The organism is Rhizobacter sp. Root1221 (assembly GCF_001425785.1).
Lineage (GTDB): Bacteria > Pseudomonadota > Gammaproteobacteria > Burkholderiales > Burkholderiaceae_C > Rhizobacter.
In genome coordinates, this window is record NZ_LMDI01000075.1 from 160988 (window position 1) to 187113 (window position 26126).

Annotated in this window: 26 protein-coding genes; 8 read left to right on the forward strand and 18 right to left on the reverse strand. The window is 67.1% G+C overall.

The features are described from left to right. Positions 1–4 precede the first annotated feature (4 nt). Complete coding sequence (locus ASC87_RS29155; protein ID WP_082569046.1) at positions 5–754, reverse strand: GntR family transcriptional regulator; 750 nt, start codon at positions 752–754, stop codon at positions 5–7. A 76-nt stretch (positions 755–830) separates the two neighbouring features. Here ASC87_RS29155 and uraH point away from each other — a divergent pair, with 76 nt between their 5' ends. Together uraH and ASC87_RS29165 are read left to right on the forward strand one after the other, a co-directional pair. Continuing rightward, on the forward strand, positions 831–1184 hold the full coding sequence (gene uraH / locus ASC87_RS29160) for a hydroxyisourate hydrolase (RefSeq protein WP_056671465.1): 354 nt from the start codon (positions 831–833) through the stop codon (positions 1182–1184). A gap of 42 nt (positions 1185–1226) precedes the next feature. Beyond that, positions 1227–2420 (forward strand): urate hydroxylase PuuD, encoded by a 1194-nt coding sequence (locus ASC87_RS29165; RefSeq protein WP_056671467.1) that lies wholly within the window; start codon positions 1227–1229, stop codon positions 2418–2420. 167 nt (positions 2421–2587) lie between these two features. Here ASC87_RS29165 and ASC87_RS29170 read toward each other — a convergent pair whose 3' ends face one another. The 3 genes from ASC87_RS29170 to ASC87_RS29180 are packed head-to-tail and all read right to left on the reverse strand — an operon-like array spanning position 2588 to position 4535. Beyond that, positions 2588–2974, reverse strand: a complete 387-nt coding sequence (locus ASC87_RS29170; protein ID WP_056671469.1) for a group II truncated hemoglobin — start codon at positions 2972–2974, stop codon at positions 2588–2590. Next, positions 2974–3780, reverse strand: a complete 807-nt coding sequence (locus ASC87_RS29175; protein ID WP_056671471.1) for a MinD/ParA family protein — start codon at positions 3778–3780, stop codon at positions 2974–2976. Before ASC87_RS29175 ends, ASC87_RS29170 begins: the two co-directional genes overlap by 1 nt. After that, positions 3777–4535, reverse strand: coding sequence for a GGDEF domain-containing protein (locus tag ASC87_RS29180; RefSeq protein ID WP_369820810.1), 759 nt, complete (start codon positions 4533–4535; stop codon positions 3777–3779). The genes ASC87_RS29175 and ASC87_RS29180 overlap by 4 nt, the downstream gene beginning before the upstream one ends. Before the next feature lie 191 nt (positions 4536–4726). On the opposite strand from ASC87_RS29180, the gene ASC87_RS29185 reads away from it, so the two are divergent. The 3 genes from ASC87_RS29185 to ASC87_RS29195 all read left to right on the forward strand — a co-directional run bounded on the left by ASC87_RS29185 (position 4727) and on the right by ASC87_RS29195 (position 7443). Continuing rightward, complete coding sequence (locus tag ASC87_RS29185; RefSeq protein ID WP_056671475.1) at positions 4727–5599, forward strand: CheR family methyltransferase; 873 nt, start codon at positions 4727–4729, stop codon at positions 5597–5599. A gap of 56 nt (positions 5600–5655) precedes the next feature. Next, on the forward strand, positions 5656–6291 hold the full coding sequence (cheD, locus tag ASC87_RS29190; protein WP_056671477.1) for a chemoreceptor glutamine deamidase CheD: 636 nt from the start codon (positions 5656–5658) through the stop codon (positions 6289–6291). Positions 6292–6354: 63 nt separating this feature from the next. Beyond that, on the forward strand, positions 6355–7443 hold the full coding sequence (locus ASC87_RS29195) for a chemotaxis response regulator protein-glutamate methylesterase (RefSeq protein WP_056671479.1): 1089 nt from the start codon (positions 6355–6357) through the stop codon (positions 7441–7443). Positions 7444–7747: 304 nt separating this feature from the next. Here the strand turns inward: ASC87_RS29195 and ASC87_RS29200 are convergent, their stop codons facing one another. From ASC87_RS29200 to ASC87_RS29225, 6 genes are all read right to left on the reverse strand, one after another. Further along, positions 7748–8875, reverse strand: a complete 1128-nt coding sequence (locus ASC87_RS29200; RefSeq protein WP_157604448.1) for a hypothetical protein — start codon at positions 8873–8875, stop codon at positions 7748–7750. Positions 8876–9037: 162 nt separating this feature from the next. Beyond that, on the reverse strand, positions 9038–10210 hold the full coding sequence (hemW, locus tag ASC87_RS29205; RefSeq protein WP_056671591.1) for a radical SAM family heme chaperone HemW: 1173 nt from the start codon (positions 10208–10210) through the stop codon (positions 9038–9040). A 55-nt stretch (positions 10211–10265) separates the two neighbouring features. Continuing rightward, the gene (gene rdgB / locus ASC87_RS29210; protein ID WP_056671483.1) at positions 10266–10871 is read right to left on the reverse strand and encodes an RdgB/HAM1 family non-canonical purine NTP pyrophosphatase; all 606 of its coding nucleotides are present in this window, start codon (positions 10869–10871) and stop codon (positions 10266–10268) included. A gap of 5 nt (positions 10872–10876) precedes the next feature. After that, entirely contained in the window at positions 10877–11602 is a 726-nt protein-coding gene (rph, locus tag ASC87_RS29215) for a ribonuclease PH (protein WP_056671485.1), read from the reverse strand. 70 nt (positions 11603–11672) lie between these two features. Beyond that, positions 11673–12587, reverse strand: a complete 915-nt coding sequence (locus ASC87_RS29220; RefSeq protein ID WP_056671487.1) for a PP2C family serine/threonine-protein phosphatase — start codon at positions 12585–12587, stop codon at positions 11673–11675. A 3-nt stretch (positions 12588–12590) separates the two neighbouring features. Further along, positions 12591–13553: a serine/threonine-protein kinase gene (locus ASC87_RS29225; RefSeq protein ID WP_056671489.1), complete on the reverse strand. Its 963-nt coding sequence runs from the start codon at positions 13551–13553 to the stop codon at positions 12591–12593. A 28-nt stretch (positions 13554–13581) separates the two neighbouring features. Between ASC87_RS29225 and ASC87_RS29230 the strand changes: the two genes are divergently transcribed. Beyond that, entirely contained in the window at positions 13582–14526 is a 945-nt protein-coding gene (locus ASC87_RS29230; RefSeq protein ID WP_082569047.1) for a YicC/YloC family endoribonuclease, read from the forward strand. 101 nt (positions 14527–14627) lie between these two features. Here the strand turns inward: ASC87_RS29230 and ASC87_RS29235 are convergent, their stop codons facing one another. Then, positions 14628–15599, reverse strand: coding sequence for an expansin EXLX1 family cellulose-binding protein (locus ASC87_RS29235; RefSeq protein WP_056671494.1), 972 nt, complete (start codon positions 15597–15599; stop codon positions 14628–14630). A 380-nt stretch (positions 15600–15979) separates the two neighbouring features. Here ASC87_RS29235 and ASC87_RS29240 point away from each other — a divergent pair, with 380 nt between their 5' ends. Next, a complete protein-coding gene (locus ASC87_RS29240) occupies positions 15980–16216 on the forward strand; it encodes a hypothetical protein (protein ID WP_056671496.1) in 237 nt (78 codons plus the stop codon). Between the two features lie 7 nt (positions 16217–16223). Beyond that, positions 16224–17723: a radical SAM protein gene (locus ASC87_RS29245; RefSeq protein WP_056671498.1), complete on the forward strand. Its 1500-nt coding sequence runs from the start codon at positions 16224–16226 to the stop codon at positions 17721–17723. Here ASC87_RS29245 and ASC87_RS29250 read toward each other — a convergent pair. The 7 genes from ASC87_RS29250 to ASC87_RS29280 all read right to left on the reverse strand — a co-directional run bounded on the left by ASC87_RS29250 (position 17691) and on the right by ASC87_RS29280 (position 26095). Next, positions 17691–19106, reverse strand: a complete 1416-nt coding sequence (locus ASC87_RS29250; RefSeq protein WP_056671500.1) for a sigma-54 dependent transcriptional regulator — start codon at positions 19104–19106, stop codon at positions 17691–17693. The genes ASC87_RS29245 and ASC87_RS29250 overlap by 33 nt on opposite strands. Positions 19107–19113: 7 nt before the next feature. Next, positions 19114–20922 carry an ATP-binding protein gene (locus ASC87_RS29255; protein WP_056671502.1) on the reverse strand — a complete coding sequence of 603 codons (1809 nt, stop codon included), beginning with the start codon at positions 20920–20922 and terminating at the stop codon, positions 19114–19116. Between the two features lie 89 nt (positions 20923–21011). Continuing rightward, a complete protein-coding gene (locus ASC87_RS29260) occupies positions 21012–22016 on the reverse strand; it encodes a cytochrome d ubiquinol oxidase subunit II (protein WP_056671504.1) in 1005 nt (334 codons plus the stop codon). Continuing rightward, positions 22016–23422, reverse strand: a complete 1407-nt coding sequence (locus ASC87_RS29265; protein WP_056671506.1) for a cytochrome ubiquinol oxidase subunit I — start codon at positions 23420–23422, stop codon at positions 22016–22018. Before ASC87_RS29265 ends, ASC87_RS29260 begins: the two co-directional genes overlap by 1 nt. Before the next feature lie 18 nt (positions 23423–23440). Beyond that, complete coding sequence (locus tag ASC87_RS29270) at positions 23441–24127, reverse strand: DUF6781 family protein (protein WP_056671508.1); 687 nt, start codon at positions 24125–24127, stop codon at positions 23441–23443. Positions 24128–24137: 10 nt separating this feature from the next. Beyond that, positions 24138–24884, reverse strand: a complete 747-nt coding sequence (gene phbB, locus ASC87_RS29275) for an acetoacetyl-CoA reductase (protein ID WP_056671510.1) — start codon at positions 24882–24884, stop codon at positions 24138–24140. 29 nt (positions 24885–24913) lie between these two features. Continuing rightward, entirely contained in the window at positions 24914–26095 is a 1182-nt protein-coding gene (locus ASC87_RS29280; RefSeq protein WP_056671512.1) for an acetyl-CoA C-acetyltransferase, read from the reverse strand. Positions 26096–26126 lie beyond the last annotated feature (31 nt).

A 26126-nucleotide genomic window follows, 5' to 3' on the forward strand; every position in this document is an offset into this window, starting at 1 on the left:
CGGGTCAGGTCTCCGGGCGCAGCACGGCCGACAGGTCGGGCACGCGCGGCAGCGTTTGAAGGTTGTGTTCCACGTGCTGCAGGTGTTCTCCCATGAGGCGCACGGCGGCACGGGCGTCGCGCCGCTCCAGCGCGTCGACGATGGCCACGTGCTCGAGGTACGAATGTTCCGCCGAATGGGCCGATTGGTACATCAGTGAAATGAGGGAACTGCGGGACAGCAGGTCGCGCAGGATGTCAGCCAGCGTGTCGTTGTCGAGCATGCCCGCCAGCACCACGTGGAAATCGGCCAGCAGGCGGGTGCGGCCCGACACGTCGGTGCGCTGCACCGCGGCGCGTTCGTCTTCCAGGTGGGTGCGCAACCGGGCGATGTGGGCCGGCGTGAGTTCGAGCGCGGCGCGCCGGATCATCGACGACTCCAGCATGTGCCGCACCTCGAACACCTGCCTCGCCTCCTCGACGCTCGGCTGGGCCACCCGCGCGCCCCGCGCCTTCTCGAGGGTGATGAGCTTGTCGCGGCTCAATTGGTGCAGCGCCTGCCGCACGATGGTGCGCGAGACCTTGAAGATGTCCGCGATCTTCTGTTCGGCCAGCTTGGTGCCGGGCATCAGCCGCCGCTCCACGATGGCCGTGGTGATGGATTCGATGATCCGCTGCGCCGTGTCGACGGGTGCCACCGGTGTGGCGGACACCGCGCGCGGAACTTGCTTTCGGGGTGGACGGATCGGTCGGAGGGCGGGCGTGGAACGCGGCATGGCTCGAAGCTTGCGTGAATGGCTAAACTGTATACACTTTTGCCTGTCCTGCAACTTCTTTTTCCGGCGGCGCCCCATGGGAAAACTCACCACGCACGTGCTCGACACGATGAACGGCTGCCCCGCGGCCGGCATGCTCGTCGGGCTGTACCGCCTGACCGGTGACCAGGCGTCGCTGCTGCGCCAGGTGGCCCTGAACCACGACGGCCGCACCGACGGCCCCCTGCTCGACGACACCACCTTCGCCACCGGCCGCTACCGCCTGGTGTTCGAGGTGGCCGCCTATTTCCGCGGCCGCGGCGTGGTGCTGCCGGAACCGGCGTTCCTCGACGCGGTGCCTGTCGAGTTCGGCCTCTCCAACCCGCTGCAGCACTACCACGTGCCGCTGTTGACGAGCCCGTGGGCATACTCCACCTACCGCGGCAGCTGACCCCTTCCTTTTGTATACAAACACCCTCTCCCCGGATCCCTGATGGATGTCTACCTGCTGGATTGGCTGAACCTGCTGCTGCGCTGGGCCCATGTGATCACCGCCGTGGCCTGGATCGGGGCCTCGTTCCATTTCGTCGGCCTCGACAACAGCCTCACCCCGCCGGAAGACCCGGCCGACCGCGACAAGGGCATCGGCGGCGAACTGTGGGCCGTGCACGGCGGCGGCTTCTACCACCAGCAGAAGTACCCGGTGTCACCGGCCCGGCTGCCGGAGCGGCTGCACTGGTCCATGTGGGAGAGCTACTCCACCTGGCTCACCGGGTTCGGGCTGTTCACGGTGCTGTACCTGTTCAACGCCAGCACCTTCCTGATCGACAAGAGCCTGTTCGACTGGTCGCCGGCGGCCGCCATCACCGCATCACTCGGGTTCCTGGCGGCCTTCTGGGTCATCTACGACGGCATCTGCCGCATCTTCGGCCAGCGCCGGCACGGCGACGTGGTGGTGGGTGCGCTCGTGTTCGTGTTCGTCGTGTTCGCCAGCTGGCTGTCGTGCCAGCTGTTCGCCGGGCGCGCGGCCTACCTGCTCGTGGGCGCCATGCTGGCCACCACGATGAGCGGCAACGTGTTCTTCGTCATCATCCCGGGCCAGCGCAAGGTGGTGGCCAGCCTGCGGGCCGGCACCCCGGTGGACCCGGTGTTCGGCAAACGCGGCAAGCAGCGCAGCTTCCACAACACCTTCTTCACGCTGCCGGTGCTGATCGCGATGCTCAGCAACCACTTCGGCTTCCTGTACGCCGCCCCTCACAACTGGCTGTGGCTCGTGCTGGTGATGTTGGCCGGCGCGCTGATCCGCCTGTCGTTCGTGCTGCGGCACAAGGCCCTCGCGTTCGACCAGCCCGTGCCCTGGCGCTACGCCGTGGTGGGCACCCTGATGCTGGCCGGTGTCATCGCCGCGATGGCCCCCACCCCGAAACCCGCCGCAGCCGTGCCCCCGCCGGCCCCCACCCTCGCCGAGGTGCAGGCCGTCGTCACCCAGCGGTGCGCCATGTGCCACAACGAGGCCTTGGCCAACAAGGGCGTGAGGCTCGACACCCCCGAACTCACCACACAGCATGCCCAGCAGGTCTACCAGCAGGCGGTGGTGCTGAAGCTCATGCCCCTGAACAACGCCACCCAGATCACCGACGCCGAGCGCGACCTGATCAAGCGGTGGTTCGAGGCCAGCACAAAATAGAAGCAGAAGCGAAGCAAGGGCGAGCAAAGCGAAGCGAGCAAAGCCCCGAAGCGCGAACGCCAGGAAAGCAAGCGAAGCGAAGCGCCAGACCAAGCCACCCGCGAGGACCGGCTTTGCCGGCCGACCCGGGGTCGCCCCTCGGGGGCAGGAGCGAAGCGACTGGGGGGCTAACGATTCCTCATGAAGTCGGCCGTCTTGAAGAACGAGTCGTTCAGCCGGACAACGAGTTCAGGGTCCATCTCCAGCTCGGTCATCGCCTGGTTCATGCACGCGAGCCATTGGTCGCGTTCGGCGATGCCGATGGAAAACGGGTGGCGCATGCGCAGGCGCGGGTGGCCAAAGCGTTCCACGTAGTGCTGCGGGCCACCGAGCCAACCGCACAGGAACCAGAAGAACTTCTGGCGCGAGTCGTCGAGGGATTCGGGGTGCATCGCGCGGATGCCGGCGTAGGCCGGCTCCAGGTGCATCAGGTCGTAGAAGCGATCGGACAGCGCCCGGACCGCGTCCTCACCGCCCACCCAGTCGAAGGCGGTGGCGTGCGGGACGGCCGACATCAGGGCGCCGCCATCCGGACGGCCACGGCGCTGACCCCCTTGGCCGCTTCGCTGCCCGGGAACATCTCGAGCAGCAGCTGGCGCTTCTGCACCGCCTCGCGCACCGCGATGTCGGACGGGATCTCGCCCACCAGGTCCAGGCGGACCGCCACGGACGGGTCGGCCATGGTGGGGGTGACGAAACGGTCTACCACCTGCTGCAGCTGGCCGCGGATGATCCGGCCTTCGCCCGCGCGGCTGACCTGGTTGACCACGAGCGACACCGACGTGCGCTGCTGCTGCGTGGCCAGCACCTTGATGGTGGCGTAGGCGTCGGTGAGCGAGGTGGGTTCGGGCGTGGCCACCACGAGCACCTCGTGCGCGAGCGACACGGCGTACAGCACCACGTCGGAGATGCCGGCGCCGGTGTCGATCAGGATGCGGTCGAAGCGCGGGGCCACCGTTTCGATGATCTCGAGCAGCTTGTCGCGCACCTCGGGCGTGAGCCTCGAGTATTCGACGAGGCCGGAACCGGCCAGCAGCACCGAAAAGCCGCCCGGCGCCGGGAGGATGGCGTCGTCGAGCTGGGCCTTGCCGGTGAACACGTCATGCAGCGTGATCTTCGGGAACAGGTTGAGCACCACGTCGAGGTTGGCAAGGCCCAGGTCGGCATCGAGCACGAGCACACGCTCGCCCAGGCGGGCCAATGCGGCGGCCAGGTTCGCGGACACGAACGTCTTGCCCACGCCACCCTTGCCGCTGGTGACGGCCACGATGCGCGCCCGCTTGCCCGCGGGTGGGCTGGTGGAAGTGAAAGGCGTGCTCATGGGGTGGGTTCGATGTCCTGGAATTGTGAGGTGCCGAACAACATGCCTTTCTCTTCGGCGCTGACCATCGACACCGTGGGCTGCTCCAGGCAGGCACGGTTGCGGCCCTCGGCCTTCGCGCGATAGAGCTGCTGGTCGGCCCGCTCGATCCACAACGTGGCCGACGAACGAACCCACTGCGGCGCGTAGGCGCCGCCAATGCTGATCGTGAAGGACAGCAACTGCTGCAGCGCAGTGGTGACCACGCCCTGCTCCACCTTGCGGCGGATGCGCTCAGCCACGGTCTGCCCGAAAGCCGGTGGGCAGTTGGGCAGGATCACCGCGAATTCCTCGCCGCCGAAGCGGGCCACGGTGTCCATGGGGCGAACGCACTCCAGCAGGGCCGATGCGACGAACTGGATCACCAGGTCGCCGGCCGCATGGCCGTGGGTGTCGTTGACGGATTTGAAGCGGTCGATGTCGACCATCAGCACCAGCGCCGGTTCACCGACACGGGCCACCCGGTCGATTTCGCGGGCGAGTGCCAGTTCGAAGTGGCGGCGGTTGGCGAGGCCCGTGAGCGGGTCGCGGCTGGAGAGATCGCACAACGCGTCGATGACCGCCTGCAGCCAGGCGGTGGAACCGGCCTCTTCGAGGACCGGCAACCGGTGGCCGGACTGGGAAAGCAACTGCAGCGCCGCACCCATGTTCAGCCGGGCGGGTGCGCCGTCGACGGACGCCGGGGTGGGAGGGATGGAAGGGACGGAACTGGACACGTTGCAAGCCTGTTGACGACAGTCTAGCAGTGGGGCCCCCCTTGCAAGAAGGGATATGGGTGCCCATTTCGGCGCATCTCCCCCGATTCGGATGCCTCAAGGTTTGCAGACTGGGAACCGATAAACCCCACACGCCCTGCCCGGCCACCCCTGGCTGCGGGGGTGTACCCGAAGATCCAATTGGAGTGTCCATGAGCGCTGCCTCTCCTGCCGAACTGGCCGCCCTGCGCAGCATTGCCCAGCCTGCGACCGAGCAGGAATTCGCCTTTGGCGCGGACGATTTCGAACGCGTCCGCGAACTGATCTACCAGCGTGCCGGCATCAGCCTGCACGCGGGGAAGCAGGCCATGGTCTACAGCCGGCTCTCCCGCCGCCTGCGCGAGACCGGCCAGAGCTCGTTCGCCCGTTACCTCCAGTGGCTGCAGGGCGCATCGGGCGCCGGGGCGGACGTCGAATGGCAGGAGTTCATCAACTGCCTGACCACGAACCTGACCTCGTTCTTCCGCGAGGAACACCATTTCGTGTCACTGCTCAGTGACCTGAAAGCCCGTTCAGGCCAGAATTTGCGCATCTGGTGCAATGCCGCCTCCACCGGCGAGGAGCCGTACACGATCGCGATGACCTGTGCGGAAGCGCTGGGTGCCAATGCCTCGGTCAAGATCGTCGCCAGCGACATCGACACCAAGGTGCTGGCCACGGCGAGCCGCGGCGTCTACTCCGCCGAATCGCGTGGCCTGTCGCCCGAGCGCCTGCGGGCGCACTTCCTGCGCGGCAAGGGCGACAACAGCGGCTCGATCAGGGTGAAACCCGAACTCGCCCGCCTGATCGAGTTCCGCACCCACAACCTGATGGACCAGCGCTGGTCCCTCGGCGACCCGTTCGACATCGTGTTCTGCCGGAACGTGATGATCTATTTCGACGCACCCACCCAACGCCGGGTGCTCGAGCGCATCCACGCGGTGATGAAACCGAAGAGCCTGCTGTTCGTGGGCCACTCGGAGAACTTCACCGAATCGAAGGATCTGTTCCGCCTGCGCGGCAAGACGATCTACGAACGCGTCTGAGCCCCGCTGTACCGGCCCCGACACGTTTCACCTCTCCTGCCCAGCACGGATCCACCATGGCCTTGACCTCGACCGCCCCGGCTTCCCGCCTCGACCGCCTGAAGGCGGCGCCCCGCAAACCCGGCGAGGCCTCGTTCTTCTTCTACGACGCCCACTTCAAGAACGATGCGGTCAAGATCCTGCCCGGCGAGTACTTCGTGTACCACGAGGACATGCTGATCATGACCACGCTCGGCTCGTGCATCGCCGCGTGCATCTATGACCGCAACGCCAAGGTCGGCGGCATGAACCACTTCATGCTGCCCGATGGCGCAGGCGATTCGGGCCGCTACGGCTCGTACGCGATGGAACTGCTGATCAACGAGATGATGAAACGCGGTGCGAACCGCATGACCATGGAAGCCAAGGTGTTCGGCGGCGGCCAGGTGGTCAGCGGCATGACGACGATGAACGTCGGCGAACGCAACACCGCCTTCGTGATGGACTACCTGAAGATGGAACGCATCCCGATCGTCTCGAAGGACGTGCTGGACGTGTACCCGCGCAAGGTGTGTTTCCTGCCGTTCAGCGGCAAGGCCATGGTCAAGCGCCTGGCGCCCACGAACACGGATTCGCTGGTGGCGCAGGACCGCGCCGCCGCACAGAAGGCCGTGCCTGCCGCCACCGGCGGCGGTTCGGTCGACCTGTTCTGACCCCGGACAACCAACAACAACCTCCTCAAACGTTCCGGCATCCCCGGGAAGGAGAACGACAACATGGCAAAGACACGCGTGGTGGTGGTGGACGATTCGGCGCTCGTGCGCAGCCTCCTCACCGAAATCATCAACCGCCAGGCCGACATGGTCTGCGTCGGTGCCGCGGCCGACCCGCTGGTCGCCCGTGAAATGATCCGGGAACTCAACCCCGACGTCATCACCCTCGACGTCGAGATGCCTCGCATGGACGGCATCGACTTCCTCAGCAAGCTGATGCGCCTGCGGCCCATGCCGGTCGTGATGGTGTCGACGCTGACCGAACGTGGGGCGGAGGTCACGATGAAGGCGCTTGAACTCGGCGCCGTCGACTTCGTCGCCAAACCCAAGATCGGCATCGCCGACGGGCTGCGCCTGCTGGCCGAGGACATCACCGACAAGGTGCGCATCGCGGCCAAGGCCACCATCCGCAAGCACCACGCGCCGGCCCCCGCGGCGCCGGGTGCCCCGGCCGCTGCCCGGCCGGCCGTGCCGGCGTCGATCGGCCGCCTGTCCACCGAAAAGATCATCTTCATCGGCGCGTCCACCGGCGGCACCGAGGCCACCAAGGAAGTGCTGATCAACCTTCCGCCGGACTGCCCGGCCGTCGTGATCACCCAGCACATGCCGCCGGGGTTCACGCGCAGCTATGCCGCGCGCCTGGACGGCCTGTGCCGCATCAGCGTCAAGGAAGCCCAGGACGGCGAACGGATCCTGCCCGGCCACGCGTACATCGCACCGGGTGGCCTGCACCTGAGCGTGGAGCGCAGCGGCGCCAACTACATCGCCCGGGTGCAGGAAGGTGAACCCGTCAACCGCCACCGCCCGTCGGTCGAGGTGCTGTTCAAGTCCGCCGCCCGCGTGGTGGGCCCGAACGCGCTGGGCATCATGCTCACCGGCATGGGCGCCGACGGCGCGAAGGCCATGAAGGAACTGCGCGACGCTGGCAGCTACAACTACGTGCAGGACGAAGCAAGTTGCGTCGTGTTCGGCATGCCGCGCGAGGCGATCAACGCCGGTGCCGCCCACGAGGTGCTGCCGCTCACGCAGATCGCGCCGAAGTTGATCGAACGCTTGCGCTCCACGGCAGGCATGTCGACGAACCGCGTGTGATGGAGCCCCCTACGGCGCTTCGCGCCGGTCCCCCCGAGGGGGAGCCCGCGGTCGCCCGGGGGACCCGGGCTCGGCGGTAGCTTGATCTGGCGCTTCGCTTCGCTCGCTTGCCTGGCGTTCGCGATTCGGGGCGTTGCTCGCTGCGCGTCGCTCGCCATACTCGGTCATCCCATTCACGAAAGCCGGGCGTGAGTTCATCGGGACCCACTGTGTCCAGGCGCTGCGGTGCTGCGGCGCTCCGCGCCGGTCGCCCGGGGGACCCGGGCGATCGTATCCGGGTCACCTCGTCGTCAGCACTTGTTCCTCAACGACGTGACCTCCCGGCTTCGATTCCTCGTTCGACCAGGGCCTTCGTTTCCTCGACAATCTTCGGGGCTTCCGACAACAGGTCGGGCACCCTGTGGACGTCCAGCAATCTCGCAACGCCGGTGGCCAGCACCTCTGTTTGCACGACTTTCCAAGGATCGTTCGTGCGCAGACGGTCTTGCGTACGAGCCAGGAACTGGTCGCCAAGCACGGGCTGCGGGCGCCATCTCTTGAACGCGCCGCCGGACGTGCCCAGCACCTCTTGCCTGGCCTGGTCGAGGCGGGTGGCGATGTCGTCTTCGTCGGAGCGGATCATCTGCGAATGCGCATCCGTCCAGTGGTTGAGGTCGGCCGCATCGGAGAGAGAAAGCGACGCATTGGTGGACAAGCGCGTGCGTCGGCTTGCGAACCGGCTGTCTTCCGCGAACACCGCAGAGCCGTCGGCCCAGGGGTCCACCACGACGCTCGACTCCTGGGCATCAGACGGGCCGACTTCTGCCCAGACATGCTTCTGCTGCTTGTGCATCACCAGGTGCACTTCCTCAGCTGGCGGGTGAGCCAACTGCTGCGCGGCGGCGCCATACGAGAACGCCGCCGTGGCTGCGTAGTTGTCGCAAACCCCTGCGCCAAACACCTTGCCTGTCATGGCGCACAGCGCATAGTAGTTGGCGCTCTCATCGTCGTGAATCCGGGAATCGATGCGATCGCGATGCAGGGTCCGCGCAGCCGAGGCGCAAATTTCGCTTTGAAAATGGCTGCGGAAGATGTCGGCATCGACGTTGCCCCGTCCGACACTGAACGTGGTGCGCGTGCTGCGGACCACCTCGTCGGCAGGGTCCAACCGGGCAACATCCCTTTGATTCGGCGATTTGCCGTCCAGCCCTCGAGCCAACAGGTAGGCGGCCATCGGCAGCGTTTCAGTCGGCACTGAACGGACTTGTGCGCTTTGCCGCAGAACAACTCGTTCAATCGGCGCGCCCGGCGGTGGCCGGTGAGCGAGATCGGCGAGCGCAGGGCTGACCTCCAGCGACGTGCCTGCCTGCCGCAGTGTGTCGGCGGGACGCTGTGTGCGGTCGGCGGCCGTCTCGCTTGAGCAGCCAGCCTGGCTTCGGCTGATGGGGATCATGTTTCACATGTCGCGTGCATGGGTCGGGCACCAGCGTGCCACCGCCCACGGGGCGACAGGTTCGCGGAGCGAAGCCGTGAGGCACGGTGCGAAGCCGGGTGCCTCTTCGACGCGCAACAGGCGCCAAGCAGCCCCGCTGCACGCGCCCGCCCTCGATCACCCTCAGAGAAACAGCGCCTGCAGATCGTTCAGGAAATCGAACCCGCGCACCGTGGGCTCGACCCGGGCGAAGTCGCGGGTGATCCAGCCCTTGGCTTCCGCTTCCTCGAGTGGCTTGCGAATGGCCGTCAGTGGCAACCCGGTGCGCTCGGTGAACCGGGTCAGCTCGAAACCCTCGCGCAGTCGCAGCGCGTTGAGCATGAACTCGAACGGCAACTGCGCGCGCGGCACTTCTTCGTCCTTTGCCACGGCCTGGCCCGACATGGCCTGCGCCTGGTACTTCGCCGGGTCGCGGTAGCGGATCTGCCGAACGACGCGGTGCGGGAAGGTGAGTTTGGTGTGCGCCCCGGCGCCGATGCCCAGGTAGTCGCCGAACTGCCAATAGTTCAGGTTGTGCTGGCAGCGGTGCCCGGGTTTCGCGAACGCGGAAACCTCGTAGCGCTCCAGGCCCGCGGCGGCGGTGCGCTCGGTGATGACGTCGAGCATGTCGGACGCGGTGTCGTCATCGGGCACCACCGGCGGGTACTTCGCGAACAGCGTGTTGGGCTCGATGGTCAGGTGGTACACGGACAGGTGCGGCGGCTCGTGGGCCAGCGCGCGGTCCAGGTCGGCGGCGAACCGGTCCACCGACTGGCCTGGCAGCGCGTACATCAGGTCGAGGTTGAACGTCTCGAAGTGCTCGCGCGCCTCGGCCACCGCGGCATGGGCCTGCGCGGCGTCGTGCACGCGGCCCAGGGCCTTCAGCAACTCGTCGTCGAAACTCTGCACGCCGATCGACAGGCGCGTCACGCCCGCCGCGCGGAACGCCTTGAAGCGGTCGCGCTCGAAGGTGCCGGGGTTGGCCTCCATCGTGATCTCGATGCCCGGCTCGAACGGCAGGCGCGCGCGCAGGTCGGTGATCAGCTGGTCGATGGCCTCCGGGGAAAAGAGGCTGGGCGTGCCGCCCCCGATGAACACGCTGTGGACCCGCCGGCCCCACACCAGCGGCAGCACCGCCTCGAGGTCGGCGCGCAGTGCGGCGAGGTACGCCGCCTCGGCCACCGGCCCGCGCGATTCATGCGAGTTGAAATCGCAGTAAGGGCACTTCTTGATGCACCACGGCAGGTGCACGTACAGCGCGAGCGGGGGCAGCGCCCCGAGCGACAAGACGCCCGGTCGCATGTAGCGCGACACCATGTCCTCGGGTGCCACGCCGGCCTCGTCGGGCGACGAGGCCGCAACCAGCGGGATGTCAGCCAAGGCGCCACACCTCCCGCATCATCGCCAGCATCTGCAACGACGCGATGGCGCGGTGGCTGAGGCGGTTCTTGTCGGCCGCCGTCAGTTCGGCCACGCTGGCCGACAGCGACGGGATCCACATCAGCGGGTCGTAGCCGAACCCGCTGTCACCGCGCGGCGCCGCCAGCACCTCGCCATCCCAGCGGCCGAAGGCGATGAGCGGTTCGGGGTCGTCAGCCGACCGCACGGCTACCAGCGCGCAGACGAACCGGCCACGCCGGTCGGTGTGCGGCCGCAGCTGTTCCAGCAGCACGCGGTTGTTGTCCGCGTCCGACCTGGGTTGGCCGAACAGCGTGGCATAACGGGCCGACAGCACCCCCGGCGCGCCACCCAGCGCGTCCACGCACAGGCCCGAGTCGTCGGCGATGGCCGGCGCCTTCGCCTCGCGTGCGGCGTGGCGCGCCTTCTCCAGCGCGTTTTCGACGAAGGTGACGTGCGGCTCCTCCGCCTCACCGATGCCGAGCGCCCCCTGGGTAACAAGTTCGAGGGGCAGCGGCGCGAACAGCGTTTGCAGTTCGGCGAGCTTCTTGCCGTTGTTGGACGCGAGGACGAGCCGCATGGTGGTCAGTCGGCGAGCGCGGCGCGCTGCGCCTCGATGAGCTCGCGGATGCCCTTGTCGGCGAGTTCCATCAGCGTGGCCATCTCGCCGCGCGAGAACGGCACGCCTTCGGCCGTGCCCTGCACCTCGACGAAACCGCCACCGGCGGTCATCACGACGTTCATGTCGGTGTCGCACGCCGAGTCTTCGACGTACTCGAGGTCGAGCACCGGCGTGCCTTCGACGATGCCCACCGAGATGGCGGCCACGCCCTGGCGGATGGGCGACTCCACGATCTTGCCGGCCTTCTGCAACGACCGCACCGCGTCCACCGCGGCCACGTAGGCGCCGGTGATGGCCGCCGTGCGGGTGCCACCGTCGGCCTGCAGCACGTCGCAGTCGAGGTGGATGGTGCGTTCGCCGAGCGCCTTCAGGTCGAACACGCAACGAAGCGATCGGCCGATCAGGCGCTGGATCTCCTGCGTGCGCCCGCTCTGCTTGCCGCGGGCCGCTTCACGGTCGCTGCGGGTGTGCGTGGCGCGGGGCAGCATGCCGTACTCGGCCGTGACCCAGCCTTCGCCCGACCCCTTCTTGTGGCCGGGCACCTTTTCTTCGACGGACGCAGTGCACAGCACCTTCGTGTCACCGAACGCGATCAGCACCGACCCTTCGGCGTGTTTGGTGTAGTGGCGGGTGATGGTCACCGGGCGGAGGGCGTTGGCGGCACGGCCAAGGGGACGAACGAAGGTCATGGAAAGATCCGGCTCAAAGGTAAAACGCCCCGCTGCAAGGCGGGGCGAGGCAAGGGGAATACGCGTGCGTTCAGGACTTCTTCTGGGACGAGCGCTTGATGGCTTCGTTGATCTCGCGGATGGACCGCTCGATCTCGGCGTCGTCGAGTTCGTCGGCCGGCGCCTCACCCAGCACGCTCGCCTGGATGGTGGAGGCGAACACCTCCTCGCCGAGCGACTGGGTGGACACCCCGCCGCCACTGTCGTTGTCCTCGGCGGACTCCCATTCCATGGCCAGCACGGTGACGTTGTCGCTCTTGGCACCGCCGTTGCGCAGCGCCTGCTCGACCAGTTCGGGCACCGCGTCGGCAATGCCGTTGCGGGCCAGCTGCTCGGTGATGACGGTGTCGCTCACGGTGCCCCACAGGCCGTCGGAGCACAGCAGCAGGCGGTCGCCGCTTTGCAGCAGCAGCGGGCCCACGGTGTCGACCACCGGCTTGCCCGGGCTGCCCAGGCACGTGAACAGCACGTTGCGGTTGAAGCGTTCCGGCATGGGCACCACGTGGCTCATGGTCTCCTGGAGTTCGGAGTATGAGTGGTCGCGGGTGCGGGCGATCAGCTTGTCGCCCCGCACGAGGTACAGGCGGGAGTCACCGCAGTGCGCCCAGTACGCCGAATTGCCCTGCAGCACGCAGGCCACGACGGTGGTGCGCGGGGTGTCGATCAGCGCCTTCTGCGTGGCGTAGCGCAGCAGCTGGTGGTGGCCGGCAATGATGGCCTCGTGAAGGAAGCGCATGGGCTCCTTCAGCGTGGGCTTGGCATCGCGCTGGAACATCGCGGCGAGGGTCTGCAGTGCGAGCTGCGAGGCGACCTCCCCTTCGGGGTGGCCACCCATGCCATCGGCCAGCGCAAAAAGACCCGAGTCCCGCGTGTAGCAATAGCCCATGCGGTCTTCGTTCTTCTCGCGGCCGCCCCTGCGACTGACCTGATACACGGAAAATCGCATCGTTCAACTCTTGGCGGTCAGGTTTTCGAGCTGCAACTTCAGGCGTTCGCTGAAGCTGAGCTTGGTATAGCGCCGTTCGGTCTCGCGCGCCAGTTCTTTTTGCAGGGAGAACACGCTCTGCGGGCGTGACAACGGGTCGAGCGACATGCACCACTCGGTCACTTCGATCAGGTTGTCGGAATACACATTGCGCAGGCGCGAGAGGCTCAGCGCCAGGCGGTCCTTCTCGATGCGCTGCGGGGAATCGTTGGGCGGGTACCCCTGCATGCACGCATAGATGCAGGCACCGATCGCGTAGATGTCGGTCCAGGGGCCCAGCGTGCCGTCGCGGCGGTACATCTCGGGGGCGGCGAAGCCCGGCGTGTACATGGGGCGGATGAAGTTGCCTTCCTTGCTCAGCACCTCGCGTGCCGCGCCGAAGTCGAGCAGCACCGCCTTGTTCTCGTTCGTGATGAAGATGTTGGCCGGCTTGATGTCCAGGTGGAGCATCTTGTGCTGGTGCACGATGCGCAGGCCGCGCAGGATTTCATCGAACAGCGAACGGATGGTGGATTCGCGGAAGACCTTGTCGCGCTTGAGGTCGCGCGCGGTGACGATGAAGTCCTGCAGGGTGTCGCCCTGCAGGTAGTTCATCACCATGTACACGGTTTCGTTCTCGCGGAAGAAGTTCAGCACGCTCACCACGCTCGGGTGGCTGATCTGCGCGAGCGAACGCCCTTCTTCGAAGAAGCTCTTCAGGCCCAGGCGGTACAGTGGCTGCTTCTCGGGCTTGACCCGGGGAGTGAGTTCGCCCGGGGCACGCTCCGCCAGCGAGGAAGGAAGATATTCCTTCACCGCCACGAGATGGCGTTCGGCGTCTTCGGCGAGGTAAACAACGCCAAAGCCGCCTGCCGCCAATTTCTTGATGATCTGGTACCCACCGACCACGGTGCCGCTCGGCAGTGGTGCGGGCTTCGGCTTTGACATAATCGGATTTTGCAATGCGATAAATTGAATGCCAGTCTACAGCATGACCGGGTATGCCAGCGCCACCGCCGGGGCGCAATCTGCGACGGATACCACAGCGGCGGGTGACGGAGCCCCTGCGCGTGCTGGCACGGCTTCGGCCGCCAGCGTGCTGGTGGAACTGCGCTCTGTCAATGGCCGCTTCCTCGACCTGGGGTTCAGGCTGCCCGACGAGTTCCGTGCGCTGGAGCCCGCGCTGCGCGACCTGCTGACCGGCACGTTCCGCCGCGGCAAGATCGAGTTGCGCCTGAACACCCACCGCGACAGCGAGGTGTCGTGGCCGCAGCCGCAGCCCGATCAGCTCAACCGCCTGGGCCGGCTCGAAGGCACCGTGCAGAGCTGGCTGCCGAAGGCGCAGGCGCTCTCCGTGCACGAGGTGCTGCAGTGGTGCAAGGGCAGCGCGCCGAGCGAGAAGCTCGATGACGCCGCCCTCGACGCGGCCAAACGCTGCGTGGCCGGCCTGCTCGAGGCCCGCGAACGCGAAGGGGCCAAGACCGTGACGGTGTTGCTCGACCGCGTGAAGCGCCTGCACGAACTGGCCGCCGACGCCGAGCCGCTGGTGCCCGCCGCCATCGAGCGCCAGCGCCAGCGGTTCCTCGACCGGTGGAACGAGGCCCTGGTGGCCACCAACGCCGCCCAGACCATCTCGCAGGAAACCTTGCACGAGCGCGCTGTCAACGAAGCCGCGGCCTTCTCGATCCGCATCGACGTGGCCGAGGAACTCGCCCGCCTGCGCTCTCACCTGGACGAGGTTGCCCGCCTGCTGAAAAAAGGCGGCGAGGTGGGCAAGCGCCTCGACTTCCTGATCCAGGAACTGCTGCGCGAGGCGAACACCCTCGGTTCGAAGGCGTCCTCCATCGAGCTGACCAACATCTCGGTGGAGATGAAGGTGGCCATCGAGCAGATGCGCGAGCAGGTGCAGAACCTCGAGTGAGGCAGCGCCGCGCCGAGGGAGTCATGTACTCCTGGCCGCCGGCCACCGTCTGCAAGACGGTGGCCGAAGCGCTTCGGTGCAAACGGTTCAGCCCGCTGCGGTCACCGATTGGCACAGAACCCGAAGGACGTGTTGGCGCCGGCCTGCAGTGTCTGGTTCCACGACACACCCACAGCGGTGGCGGTGCTGCCGCTCTGCGACAGCGTGGCGTTCCAGGTGGAGTAGACCGTGCCGGTGACCGGGAACGAGACCGTCCAGTTCAGCGGTGTGGCATTCGGGTTGGTGACGGTGACGTTGCTGCAATAGCCCTGGGCCCACTCGTTGGCCACGCTGATGCTGGTCGTGGCCGGCTGTGCCGGCGTGCTTCCGCCACCGCCGGACGATCCGCCATCGCCCGGCGCCGGCAGCACCGCGGGGAACTGCTGGCCGAGATCGATCTCCGTCGTCACCGCCAGCGCGACGCCCGAGGCGGTCATCTTCTGGCCGAACACGTCCGTGACCTGGATGTCGTACGGCCCCGGCCCCATGCCGCTCGGCGCGATGAAGTAGTTGTACATCTCGCGGCCGAGCGTGGTGAACGCGCCGCCGCTGCTGCTGGGCCGGTAGGCCAGCGATGCCACCGGGCTGCTGTGGTCGCGCACCTGCACGCCCGCCCACCACTGGCTGGACCCTTCCTTGAAGAAGAGCTTCGCCGACGGGGCCGGGCACGAGACGTAGCGCCAGCGGATGGGAATGCGTCCGGCCTCGATCGGCGAGATCTTCGCGAAGGCCTCCTGCGACAGGTCCACGTCGCCGGGAGCGCACTCGGGGCAGCGGTCGTCGACGCGCGCCGTCACCTTCTGCTGCGTGTTGAGGTTGGTCACCTCGATGCAGGCGCCGCAGGCCTGAGCGGTGTTGTAGTCAGCCGTGTTCATCGCCACGGTGAGGATGCCGGTGGGCTTGGGCAGCGAGCAGTTGCCGCCGCCGCCATAGCCGTAGAAGGTGCCCTCCCCCGTGTGGGTCTGCTGGTAGTTGCCCTGCGCCACAGCCGTGAGCTGCACACCCGCCAGCAGACCGCCAGCGAGAAGGACCATGAGATGGCGACGAATCGCCGTGCCCGGTGATGTCATTTTGATGCCTCCCTCCGGAACGTCCCGGAGCGTCTGCACTATCACGTCGGCACGTGACGAGCGCCAGGGCTTGAAACACCCGGCTTCAGCGGTTGCAGCGCCGTTACTGTTGACGCGTCAAGAATCCAGAACCTGCTGCAAAGCCAGCATTCATGCGGCCCGGCGAGGTTCTGCGGGTCCGTCCTCCGGCTCCGCGACGCCGTTGCGGGCGCGGTGCCCCTTCGCATCCTCAATGTTGGGGACAACTCGCCGTCGGCGCTGCCGTTGCCGCATTGACTCACGCGAACGTGTGTGGCAACTTTCTTCCTCGCGGCAATTCACCGCTGCACGATTGGAGGACCCCGATGGCAACCAAAACATCGAAGGCAGCCGCGACGATGCGGCTCATCGTCAGCGACGACAAGAAGCCCGCGGTCCAGTTGAAAAAGGGCATGCGGTTCGAAGTCCGCGAAGTCGTCTTCAACACACCCGAGCTGAAGAAGGTGTCGCAAGCCGCGCGGCTGTGCGGCATGGGCGGCGCCTGCCTGGCCATCATCGACATCGGCTCGGACGTCATCAATCCGGCCCCCAAGTCCAGGTAGGCGCGGCATGGGCGCGCCACTGCCGATCCCGGCCACGCTGCTGGCATCGCGCTACAACTTTTCGTTCGTCCATGGCGAACGTGTCGTCCTGTTCAACGGGCGCACCGGCGTGTCCTGGGTGCTCGAAGGCGAGGCCGCGGCGTCGCTGGGCGCCGAGTTGAGCTCGTCCGTGCAGGCGTGGTCGCGCGAGGGCTGGCAGGCAGACGTGCTCGCGCGGCTGGTCCAAGGGGGCTTTCTTGTCGACCCGGCTTTCGACGAGGTCGCGGAGGTGCGCCGCCGATTCTGGAATGCCAGGCGTGAAGCACCGATGGTGGTCACGATCACCACCACGCTGGATTGCAACCTCGCGTGCTACTACTGCTACGAGGAGCGCAGCCAACAACGGCTGGACGCCTCCGATGCCGAGACCATCGCGCGATGGGTGACCGAGCGCCTCGATGCATCGGGCAAGCGCTCGTTGCATGTCGATTGGTATGGGGGCGAGCCGCTGCTCAACCCCGACCTGATCGAGGTCCTGTCGCAGTCGCTGCAGGCCCTGTGCCGCGAGCGCGATGTTGCCTATGCGGCCTCCATCGTCTCGAACGGCACGCTGTGGCCCGACGACGTGGGTGCCTTCGTGGCACGCCACGCCATTCACGAAGTCCAGATTTCATTGGACGGCCTGGAGCACGAACACGGCCGGCGCCGCCGCTACCGCCGCCAGCACCTCCCCGGCGACGGCGTATCGTCCTTCACGAAAGCGGTCGCGCTGATCGACGCGCTGCTGGACCACGTCCGGGTCGATCTGCGTGTGAACATCGACCCCGGCAACGCCGGCGATGCGGTCCCGCTCATGACCATGGCCCGGGAGCGCGGATGGTTCGAGCGCGGGTTTCCGATCATCGTCGCGCCCGCTCGCCTCGCGCACTATTCGGAGCGCTCCAGGTTCATGCTCGATCATGGGCTGGACTCCCGTTCGTTCGATGCGCTGTCGTCGCAGATGCGCAGCGAATGCGGAGACTCGGTTCGTTTCGAGGATCCGTACGTCTCCAACGGACAACTGCAGCCGCGAATGAGTGTTTGCGCTGCGCTCGCCGATGACTCGGTCGTGTTCGGCGCGGACAAGGCGCTCTATCGATGCGGACTCCAGGTGTCCGAACCCAGCCGTGCCGTGGGCACGTTGCACCCGCCCCGAAGGCGCGTCATCCCGATCCAGCCATTGGAGGCGGCGGCACCGGTTTCCGATCACGGGTGGTGGGCGGCCTACGATCCCACGCTGGAGTCGCGCTGCGGCGGCTGCTCGTTCCTGCCGCTGTGCTGGGGCGGATGCCCGAAGCACCACCTGGAGCGCGACGCAGCGGCGCTGCAGGAGCAATGCGGGTACTGGCGCCGCAACCTGGCGCGCTACGTGCTGTCGCCATGGGTCGACGCCGAGGGGCTGGCGCACGAGCCCCTGGTCGAGCTTGGCGACACGGCCCAGTTCCGCCCGGGACTGTCAGCCTCGCGCGAGGCATGCAGCGGAGGTTGACCAGCAACGAGAGCATCTAGGGGCCCTGAACTCCTCGGCCGCGATGCCGAACCGGCGAAGCTTGTCGTGGAGCGTCTGCCGCGCAATGCCCAGCGTGGCCGCGGTGGCGGGCTGATCGCCTTTCTGCCGCCGGAGTTCCTCCACGATCACGGTGCGTTCGAAGTGCTCGACCTGCTGCGGCAAGCCGAGCGGCAGGCCGGCCGCTCGCTCGCCGTTGCCAGGGCTCAGCGTCAATCTGTCGCCCAGCAGACCCAGCACGAAGCGGTCGGCCACGTTGCGCAGTTCGCGCACATTGCCGGGCCAGGCATAGGCCGTCAGCTCGGCGAGCTGGGCGCTGCAGAGCAGCGGCGCCGCGCGTTGATAGCGGCTGGCCGCCAGCAACGTGAAGTGCTCGAACAACAGCGGGATGTCCTCGCGGCGCTCACGCAGGGGCGGCAACTCGATGAAGGCCAGGCCGATGCGGTAGTAGAGATCGGCCCTGAACTTCTGCTGGTCGCTCAGCGTCTTGAGGTCGTCCTTGCTGGCCGCCACCACGCGGCAATCGACAGCAATGGCCTTGTTGGACCCGACCCGCTCGATGCTGCGCTCCTGCAGCGCGCGCAGGAACTTGATCTGCACAGCCATGGGCATGCTCTCGATCTCGTCGAGGAACAGCGTGCCGCCATGGGCGTACTCGAGTTTGCCCACGCGCACCTTGTTCGCGCTGGTGAAGGCACCCGCTTCGTGGCCGAAGAGTTCGCTGTCCGCCAGGGCCTCGGGCAAGCCGCCGCAGTTGATCGGCACGAAATGGTGCCGCCGGCGCTCGCTGTTGTCGTGCAGGCAGCGCGCGACCAGTTCCTTGCCGGTGCCGGTCTCGCCATAGATCAGCACGTCAACCGAGGTTTCGGCCAGGGTCATCACCGTGCGCCGCACCTGCTGCATCTGGGGCGAGCGGCCGATCAGCACCGCCTGGATGCCATGCCAGTTTTCCAGCGAGTCATGCAGCTTGCGCACCTGGAGCGACAGCTGTCGCCGCTCGACCGCATGGCGCACGACCGCCAGCATCCGCTCCGACGTGAACGGTTTCTCGATGAAGTCGTAGGCACCTTCGCGCATCGCCTGCACCGCCATCGCGATGTGGCCGTGGCCGGTCACCAGCACCACCGGCAGTTCGGCGTCGATCTTGCGGATCTCGGGCAGCCAGTCGGTACCACTCAGACCCGGCAGGCGGACGTCGCAGACGACGATCACCGGCGCGCCGTAGCTGATATGCGCACGCGCACGCTCGGCGCTGGCAAAGGCCTCGACCTCGAAACCGGCCAAGGTCAAGGCCTGCGTGCTGCTGGCCCGCACGTCTTCATCGTCTTCAATCAACAGCACATGGATGGCAATCGCTTCGCTCACTGTGGGTTCACTCCTTGGGGATGCCGCCGGGCAGGTCGACGGTGAAACAGGCACCGCCTTCGGCGCGGTTGGCGGCCTGCAGCGAGCCGCCGGCACCGCGCACCAGCTGGGCCGAGATGACCAGGCCCAGGCCCAGGCCTGCACCGGCGGGCTTGCTGGTGACAAAGGGCTCGAACAGGCGCGCCAGGATGTCGGCGCGGATGCCGGGTCCGCTGTCGCAGACGGTCAGGCTGACCCGGCCGCCACTGGCGCGCGCGCGGATGCTCAACATGCGCTGCGGTGCGCCCTGCATCGCATCGATCGCGTTGCGGAACAGGTTGATGAGCAGGCTGCCCATCGTCGCCTCGTCGGCCAGAAGGCTCAAGCCCGGTGGTTGCACATCGACCTCGACGACGATGTCGCGGGCCTGCAGCTCGGAGCCGACAAGGGCTTGCGCATCGGCGATGCAGCGCGCCAGCGCCACGGCGGCAACCGGCGCATCGCTCTTGTGGGCGAAGGTCTTCAGTTGCGATGTCAGCCGGGCCAGGCGGTCCACCAAGCCGGCGATGCGGCGCAGGTTGCCGCGCACCTCCTCAGGCCGGTCCTGGTCAAGCAGGATACCTGCGCTCTCCGACAGGGTGCGCATCGCCGTCAACGGCTGGTTCAGCTCGTGCACCATGCCGGCGGACATCTGGCCCAGCGCGGCCAGCTTGCTGGCATGGATCAGGTCGGCCTGCGCCGCACGCAACTCCGCCGTGCGGGCGGCCACGGTGGACTCCAGGCTGTCGTGCGCCGCCTGCAACGCGGCCTGGCTCGCCAGTTTGTGGCGCATCGCGCGCTGGCGTTGCCACAGCGTGACCCCGACCAGCACCAGCACCGCCATCGCCAGGCTGGCGGTGACAGCCGCGTAGCGTGCCATCGCCTGCACCGGCGCCAGATCATCGAGCACCACCAGGCGCCACGGTGTGTGCTGCAGCAGGCGCGTCGAGGCCAGGTGCAGCCGCCCGTCCAGCACCACCTGATGCACCTCGTTGGCCGGGGCTTTCAACGCGACCCAGTCCAACGGCTCCAACGTGGCCTCGCCATAGGGCCGCGAGCGCTGCACCTCCGCACGCTGGCTGTCTTGCAGCGGTGCCACCGGCCGGTACTTGAGATCGCCACGGGTCGACAGTATCACCACGCCCCGCTCGTCGATCAGCATCACGTCACCGGGCAGGTTGCGCCAGGCGCGCTCGGCGTCCTCGATGCTGACCTTGACGGCCACCACGCCACGCAGCAGGTTCCCCCGGCGCAGCGCATAGGACAGGTAATAGCCCGGCCTTCGGCTGGTGATGCCCACGCCATAGAAACGGCCGCGCCCCTGCTGGACGGCGTCGATCACGTACGGCCGGAACGACAGGTCCTGACCAATCGTGGTACCCGCTTCCTGCCAGTCGGACGCGGCCAGCGAGGTGCCAGCCGCGTCGAGCACGAAGAGCATTTCGGCGCCTGCGGTTGCGCTGACACCGCCCAGGTAGCGGTTGGCGGCGTCGCGCAACTGGTGGTCGGCGGGGGACTCCAGCAAATCGGGGACGACCGGGGTGACTTCGAGCAACGCGGGCAGGTAATCGAAGCGTGACAGGTCGGCCTCCAGGCCGGTGGCCAGCATGTCCAGCCGGTGAGCGGCCGCTTCGCGCAGGCGCATCAAGCCGGCCTGCAACGCCACCTGGTGGCCGAAGTAGGCGACCACCAGCATCAGGCCCAGCGCGGCACACCAGCGTGGAAATCCATGCCAGGGCATGGGCCTGCGCAGAGGGGCGGTGGCGGCGATGGGGCGGTGCTGTTCACTTGAGGGCATGCCACAGGTATCGCACAGGCGCCGCCGCAGCGCATCGGTGGGAGCACGGTGTTGGACCGTGCAGCCAACACCGGCGTGCGTTGCCGGCCTCACGCGTACCTCAGCTCCCCGGTCTTGCCGCGGAACACCCGGTAGGAGAACACCGTGTAACCGGCAATCGCCGGCACCGCGATGCACACGCCGACGAGTATCACTTTCAGCGCGGCCGGGCTGCTGGCGGCCTGCCAGATCGTCAGCTGGTCGATCACCACGAAGGGGTAGATGCTGTAGGCGAGGCCCAGGAAACCAAGCACGAAAACCAGTATCAACAGCACGAACGGCAGCCAGCACAGCGGCCCGCGCACCAGACGGGTGTGCAGCAGGCCCCGCACGGCCAGCAGCGACAGCAGGGTCGTCAGCGGAATGGCCGACAAGGCGATGATGCCCGGCAGCGTGAACCAGCGCTCGCGCACCGTCGTGCTGACCCAGGGCGTGGCCATCGAGATCAGCGCCAGCCCGCAGACCATCGGCGCCCAGGCGATGCGCGCCCAGTGCACGGCACGCTCCTGCAGCGGCCCCTCGGTCTTCATGACCAGCCAGGTGGCGCCCATCAGCACGTAGGCCATCGGCAGGGCCAGCGCGATGGCGCCGGCGAACAACGGGTAGTTCCAGCCGGTGCCAAAGCCGCTGACATAGCGCCCGAGCATCCAGCCCTGGGCCATCGAGGCCAAGGTCGAACCGGCGAAGAACAGGCGGTCCCAGGTGCGCTTGTGCGTGTCCTTGGCCTTCACGCGGAAGTCGAAGGCCGCGCCGCGCAGGGTCAACCCGATCAGCATCAGCGTCACCGGCAGGTACAGTTCGCCCAGCACCAGGCCGTGCGCCTTCGGGAAGGCCACCAGCAGGATGCCGATGCCCAGCACCAGCCATGTTTCGTTGGCGTCCCAGAACGGGCCGATCGAGGCCACCATCACGTCCTTCTCGGCGTCGGTGGCGCGGTGCATCAACATGCCCACGCCCAGGTCGTAACCGTCGCTGATGACGTAGATCAGCATTGACGTGCCCATCAGCGCCATGAAGATCACCGGCAGCGCGGTGTCAAAGGTCAGCCAGCCCATCACGCGCCTGCCTGGATGACCGGCGAGGTGATGGCACCCGCCGGCGTGGCGGCCTGCTCCACCGCATCCCGCTGCAACACGTCTTCAGGCTTTTCGGCCATGTATTTCAGCACCGCCAGGTAGGCGACGATCAGGCCCAGGTACAGCGCGATGTACAGCGCCAGGCTCAGACCGATCATCGACGACGGCACCTTCGATACCACCTCGGCGGTGCGCACCAGGCCATGCACGATGAAGGGCTGGCGGCCGATTTCGGTGACGTACCAGCCGGCCACCGTGGCCACCCATCCCGAAAACGTCATTCCGGCGAACAGCCACAGCAGCGGCCTCGGCAACTTCGCCGGCTGCCAGGCCGTGCGCCGGTACAGCCACCAGCCGCCCCAGCTGGCGGCCAGCATCAGCAGCCCCATGCCCACCATGAGGCGAAAGGCGAAGAACACCGGCAGCGGCGGTGGGTGCGCACCAGGAAAATCGTTCATGCCGCGGATCTCGCCATCAGCCTGGTGCGTGAGGATCAGGCTCGCGGCCTTGGGCACCGCCATCTCGAAGTGGTTCTTGCGCTGCGCGGCATCGGGAATTGCGAACAGCAGCAACGGCGCGCCGCGCTCGGTCGCCCACACACCCTCCATCGCAGCGATCTTGGCCGGCTGGTGACGCAGCGTGTTGAGGCCATGCAGGTCGCCGACGAAGATCTGCACCGGAATCAGCACCGCCGCCAAGGTCAGCCCGGTACGCATCACCTGCGGCGCCGAACGCTGGCCGACACCCGAGAGCACCTGCCAGGCCGACAGACCGGTCAACAGAAAGGCACAGGTCAGGGCCGAGGCGAGCACCATGTGCGTGAAGCGGTACGGGAACGAGGGGTTGAAGATCACCGCGAGCCAGCTGGTGACCTGGAACTCGCCGTTGACGATCTCGTAGCCCGCCGGCGTCTGCATCCACGAGTTCAGCGCCAGGATCCAGAACGCCGACAGCGTGGTGCCGAAGGCGACGAAGAAGGTCGACATCAGGTGCACCGGCTCGCTGACCTTGCCGTGGCCGAACAGCATCACGCCAAGGAATCCGGCTTCGAGGAAGAAGGCGGTCAGCACCTCATAGGCCAGCAACGGCCCGGCGATATTGCCCACCCGCTCCATGAAACCTGGCCAGTTGGTGCCGAACTGGAAGCTCATCGTGATGCCGCTGACCACCCCCAGCGCAAAGGTCAGCGCAAACACCTTGGTCCAGAAGCGATAGGCATCGAGCCAGGCCTGGGCCTGCTGGACATCGCCGCTCGGCCGGGTGCGCAGCCAGCGCCAGCGGAAGAACAGCAACACCCAGCCCAGCGCGATGCTGATCGTCGGGAACAAGATGTGGAAGGTGATGTTGGCCGCGAATTGCAGGCGGGCCAGGATCAGGGCGTCCATCGGTGGGCTCTCAGCCTCTCAGGCCTTGCGCGACCGGGTGGACGCCGGTGGAGCGGCCGGCGGCTCCAGCGCTTCGGACAGGCCGATCAGCACACCGCTGACCAGCGTGGTGTAGCTGTCCAGCATCGCCTGCGAGGCGTTCATGCCCAGTGCCCGCCCATCCTTCAGGCCCTTCTGCACGCTGTCCATCAGTTGCTCGACGGTGGCGTTGGCCAGCGCGCCGGTGCCGGTGCCGCTGCCCTGCATGGCTTTCAGCACGCCGGCCCAGGGCCCTTCGAGCGATGGCCCGCTGCCGGCTGCAACCTTGCGCACCGCGGCGAACAGGCTGTCCTCCATCTTCTCGATGTCGGCCACGGCCTTCTTCAGTTGAGTCTCGCGCAGGCTCGCGCCCTGGTCGACCAACTGCTGCAAGGCCTTGCGATGGGCCTGCACGGCCTGCACCAGTGCCGTGTCCATGCCGGTGAAGGCCTTGGCCAGCAGGCCCTCCACATCGGGCTGGTCCAGCGAGCTGCCGGCCGCACCGGCAGAGGCCGCCTTGGCCACCGTGCCCAGCACCTGCTTGATATTGACCAGCGTCAGCTCGCGGCCCTGCAAGGCCTTCAGCGTGGCCTCGTTGACGGCCTTGCGCAAGGCTTCGCCCTGCTTGGCGCTGGCTTGCGAGAATTGCCTGATCAGCGCGTCCTGATCGATGCCATGTTTGATCAAGTGGGTCTCCTCATTGCATGTGTTGGCCGCCGTTGATGGCGATGTTGGCGCCCGTCACGAAGGCGGCTTCTTCCGAAGCCAGGTAGATGATCAGGCCGGCGACTTCTTCGGGCTTGCCCAGGCGGCCCACCGGGATGTGCGGCAGGATCTTGCTGTCGAGCACCTCCTTCGGGATCGCCGTGACCATCTTCGTGCCGATGTACCCGGGCGAGATGGTGTTGACAGTGACACCCTTCTTCGCCACCTCCAGGGCCAGCGCCTTGGTGAAGCCATGCACGCCGGCCTTGGCCGCCGAATAGTTGGTCTGGCCGAAGGCGCCCTTGCTGCCGTTGACCGACGAGACATTGATGATGCGGCCCCAGCCCCGCTCGACCATGCCGTCGGCCACCTGCTTGCTCATGTTGAACAGGCTGTCGAGGTTGGTGCGCAGCACCGTGTCCCAGTTGATCTTGTCCATCTTCTTGAAGGTCATGTCACGCGTGATGCCCGCGTTGTTGACCAGCACGTCCACCATGCCGAGCTTGCTCTGCACCTCGGCCACGGCCCGGGTGCAGGAATCGAAGTCGGCCACGTCGCAGGGCACGGCCAGGATCTCGTAGCCATCGGCCTTCATCTGGGCCAGCCATTCGGCATGTTTCTGGTTGCCCGGCGAATAGGTCACCGCCAGCTTGTAGCCAGCGTCCACCATCTTGGTCGAGATGGTCTCGCCCAGGCCGCCCATGCCACCGGTGACCAGCACCACACGTTGTTGAGTCATCGCTTGTTTCCTCGGGTTGATGAAAAAAATCAGGCGCGTTCAACTGCCAGCGCCACGCCCATGCCGCCACCGATGCACAGCGACGCCAGGCCCTTGTTGGCGCCGCGGCGGCGCATCTCGTGCAGCAGCGTCACCAGGATGCGGCAGCCCGACGCGCCGATCGGATGGCCGATGGCGATGGCGCCGCCGTTGACATTGATCTTGCTGGTGTCCCAGCCCATTTCCTGGTTCACCGCGCAGGCCTGGGCCGCGAAGGCTTCGTTGATCTCCATCAGGTCCAGGTGCTGCGCGTTCCAGCCCGCCTTCTGCAGGCACAGGCGCGAGGCCGGCACGGGACCCATGCCCATGATGGTGGGGTCGAGCCCGGCGCTGGCGTAGCCGCGTATCACCGCCAGCGGCGTCAGGCCCAGGGCGGCGGCGCGTTGCGCCGACATCACCAGCACCGCAGCGGCGCCGTCGTTCAGCCCCGAGGCATTGCCCGCCGTCACCGAGCCGGCCTTGTCGAAGGCCGGCCGCAGACCGGCCAGCGCCTCGGCGCTGGTCTTCCTGTTGACGAACTCATCGGCCGCGAAAACCACTGCGTCGCCCTTCTTCTGCGCGATGCTGAAGGGCAGGATCTCGTCGTTGAAGCGCCCAGCTTCCTGCGCGGCGGCGGCCTTCTGCTGCGAGGCCAGTGCCAGTGCGTCCTGCATCTCGCGGCTGATGCCATGCTTCTTCGCCACATTCTCGGCCGTGGTGCCCATGTGGTATTGGTTGTAGACGTCCCACAGGCCGTCGGTGATCATCGAGTCGACCATCTTCCAGTCGCCCATGCGGTTGCCTTCGCGTGAGTTCAGCAGCACGTGGGGCGATGCGCTCATGTTCTCCTGGCCGCCGGCGATGACAATCTCGGCGTCGCCGCACTTCACCGCCTGCGCCGCCAGCATCACCGCCTTGAGCCCCGAGCCGCAGACCTTGTTGATCGTCATGCCGGGCACCGACTGCGGCAGGCCGGCCTTGATGACCGTCTGGCGCGCCGGGTTCTGCCCCGAGCCGGCGGCGAGCACCTGGCCCATGATGACTTCCGAGACGGCATCCGCCTCGACGCCGGCCTTGGCCAGCAGGCCCCTCACCACGTGGGCGCCGAGGTCGGGCGCCGGGGTCCGGGCCAAGGTGCCGCCGAATTTGCCCACCGCAGTGCGTTGGGCGGCCACGATCACGATATCGGTCATGCGAGTCTCCTGAGGGTTGGGAACTGATGCG

Coding starts and splice junctions, on each gene's coding strand:
- ASC87_RS29165 (WP_056671467.1), top strand. CDS start 1,227: ATGGATGTCTACCTGCTGGATTGGCTGAACCTGCTGCTGCGCTGGGCC.
- ASC87_RS29220 (WP_056671487.1), bottom strand. CDS start 12,587: ATGCGATTTTCCGTGTATCAGGTCAGTCGCAGGGGCGGCCGCGAGAAG.
- cheD (WP_056671477.1), top strand. CDS start 5,656: ATGGCCTTGACCTCGACCGCCCCGGCTTCCCGCCTCGACCGCCTGAAG.
- ASC87_RS29280 (WP_056671512.1), bottom strand. CDS start 26,095: ATGACCGATATCGTGATCGTGGCCGCCCAACGCACTGCGGTGGGCAAA.
- ASC87_RS29175 (WP_056671471.1), bottom strand. CDS start 3,780: ATGAGCACGCCTTTCACTTCCACCAGCCCACCCGCGGGCAAGCGGGCG.
- ASC87_RS29255 (WP_056671502.1), bottom strand. CDS start 20,922: ATGCCCTCAAGTGAACAGCACCGCCCCATCGCCGCCACCGCCCCTCTG.
- ASC87_RS29265 (WP_056671506.1), bottom strand. CDS start 23,422: ATGGACGCCCTGATCCTGGCCCGCCTGCAATTCGCGGCCAACATCACC.
- ASC87_RS29200 (WP_157604448.1), bottom strand. CDS start 8,875: ATGATCCCCATCAGCCGAAGCCAGGCTGGCTGCTCAAGCGAGACGGCC.
- rph (WP_056671485.1), bottom strand. CDS start 11,602: ATGACCTTCGTTCGTCCCCTTGGCCGTGCCGCCAACGCCCTCCGCCCG.
- ASC87_RS29225 (WP_056671489.1), bottom strand. CDS start 13,553: ATGTCAAAGCCGAAGCCCGCACCACTGCCGAGCGGCACCGTGGTCGGT.
- ASC87_RS29170 (WP_056671469.1), bottom strand. CDS start 2,974: ATGTCGGCCGTCCCGCACGCCACCGCCTTCGACTGGGTGGGCGGTGAG.
- ASC87_RS29195 (WP_056671479.1), top strand. CDS start 6,355: ATGGCAAAGACACGCGTGGTGGTGGTGGACGATTCGGCGCTCGTGCGC.
- ASC87_RS29235 (WP_056671494.1), bottom strand. CDS start 15,599: ATGGTCCTTCTCGCTGGCGGTCTGCTGGCGGGTGTGCAGCTCACGGCT.
- ASC87_RS29230 (WP_082569047.1), top strand. CDS start 13,582: ATGCCAGTCTACAGCATGACCGGGTATGCCAGCGCCACCGCCGGGGCG.
- ASC87_RS29240 (WP_056671496.1), top strand. CDS start 15,980: ATGGCAACCAAAACATCGAAGGCAGCCGCGACGATGCGGCTCATCGTC.
- uraH (WP_056671465.1), top strand. CDS start 831: ATGGGAAAACTCACCACGCACGTGCTCGACACGATGAACGGCTGCCCC.
- ASC87_RS29260 (WP_056671504.1), bottom strand. CDS start 22,016: ATGGGCTGGCTGACCTTTGACACCGCGCTGCCGGTGATCTTCATGGCG.
- rdgB (WP_056671483.1), bottom strand. CDS start 10,871: ATGCGGCTCGTCCTCGCGTCCAACAACGGCAAGAAGCTCGCCGAACTG.
- ASC87_RS29245 (WP_056671498.1), top strand. CDS start 16,224: ATGGGCGCGCCACTGCCGATCCCGGCCACGCTGCTGGCATCGCGCTAC.
- hemW (WP_056671591.1), bottom strand. CDS start 10,210: ATGGTGTCGCGCTACATGCGACCGGGCGTCTTGTCGCTCGGGGCGCTG.
- ASC87_RS29185 (WP_056671475.1), top strand. CDS start 4,727: ATGAGCGCTGCCTCTCCTGCCGAACTGGCCGCCCTGCGCAGCATTGCC.
- phbB (WP_056671510.1), bottom strand. CDS start 24,884: ATGACTCAACAACGTGTGGTGCTGGTCACCGGTGGCATGGGCGGCCTG.
- ASC87_RS29155 (WP_082569046.1), bottom strand. CDS start 754: ATGCCGCGTTCCACGCCCGCCCTCCGACCGATCCGTCCACCCCGAAAG.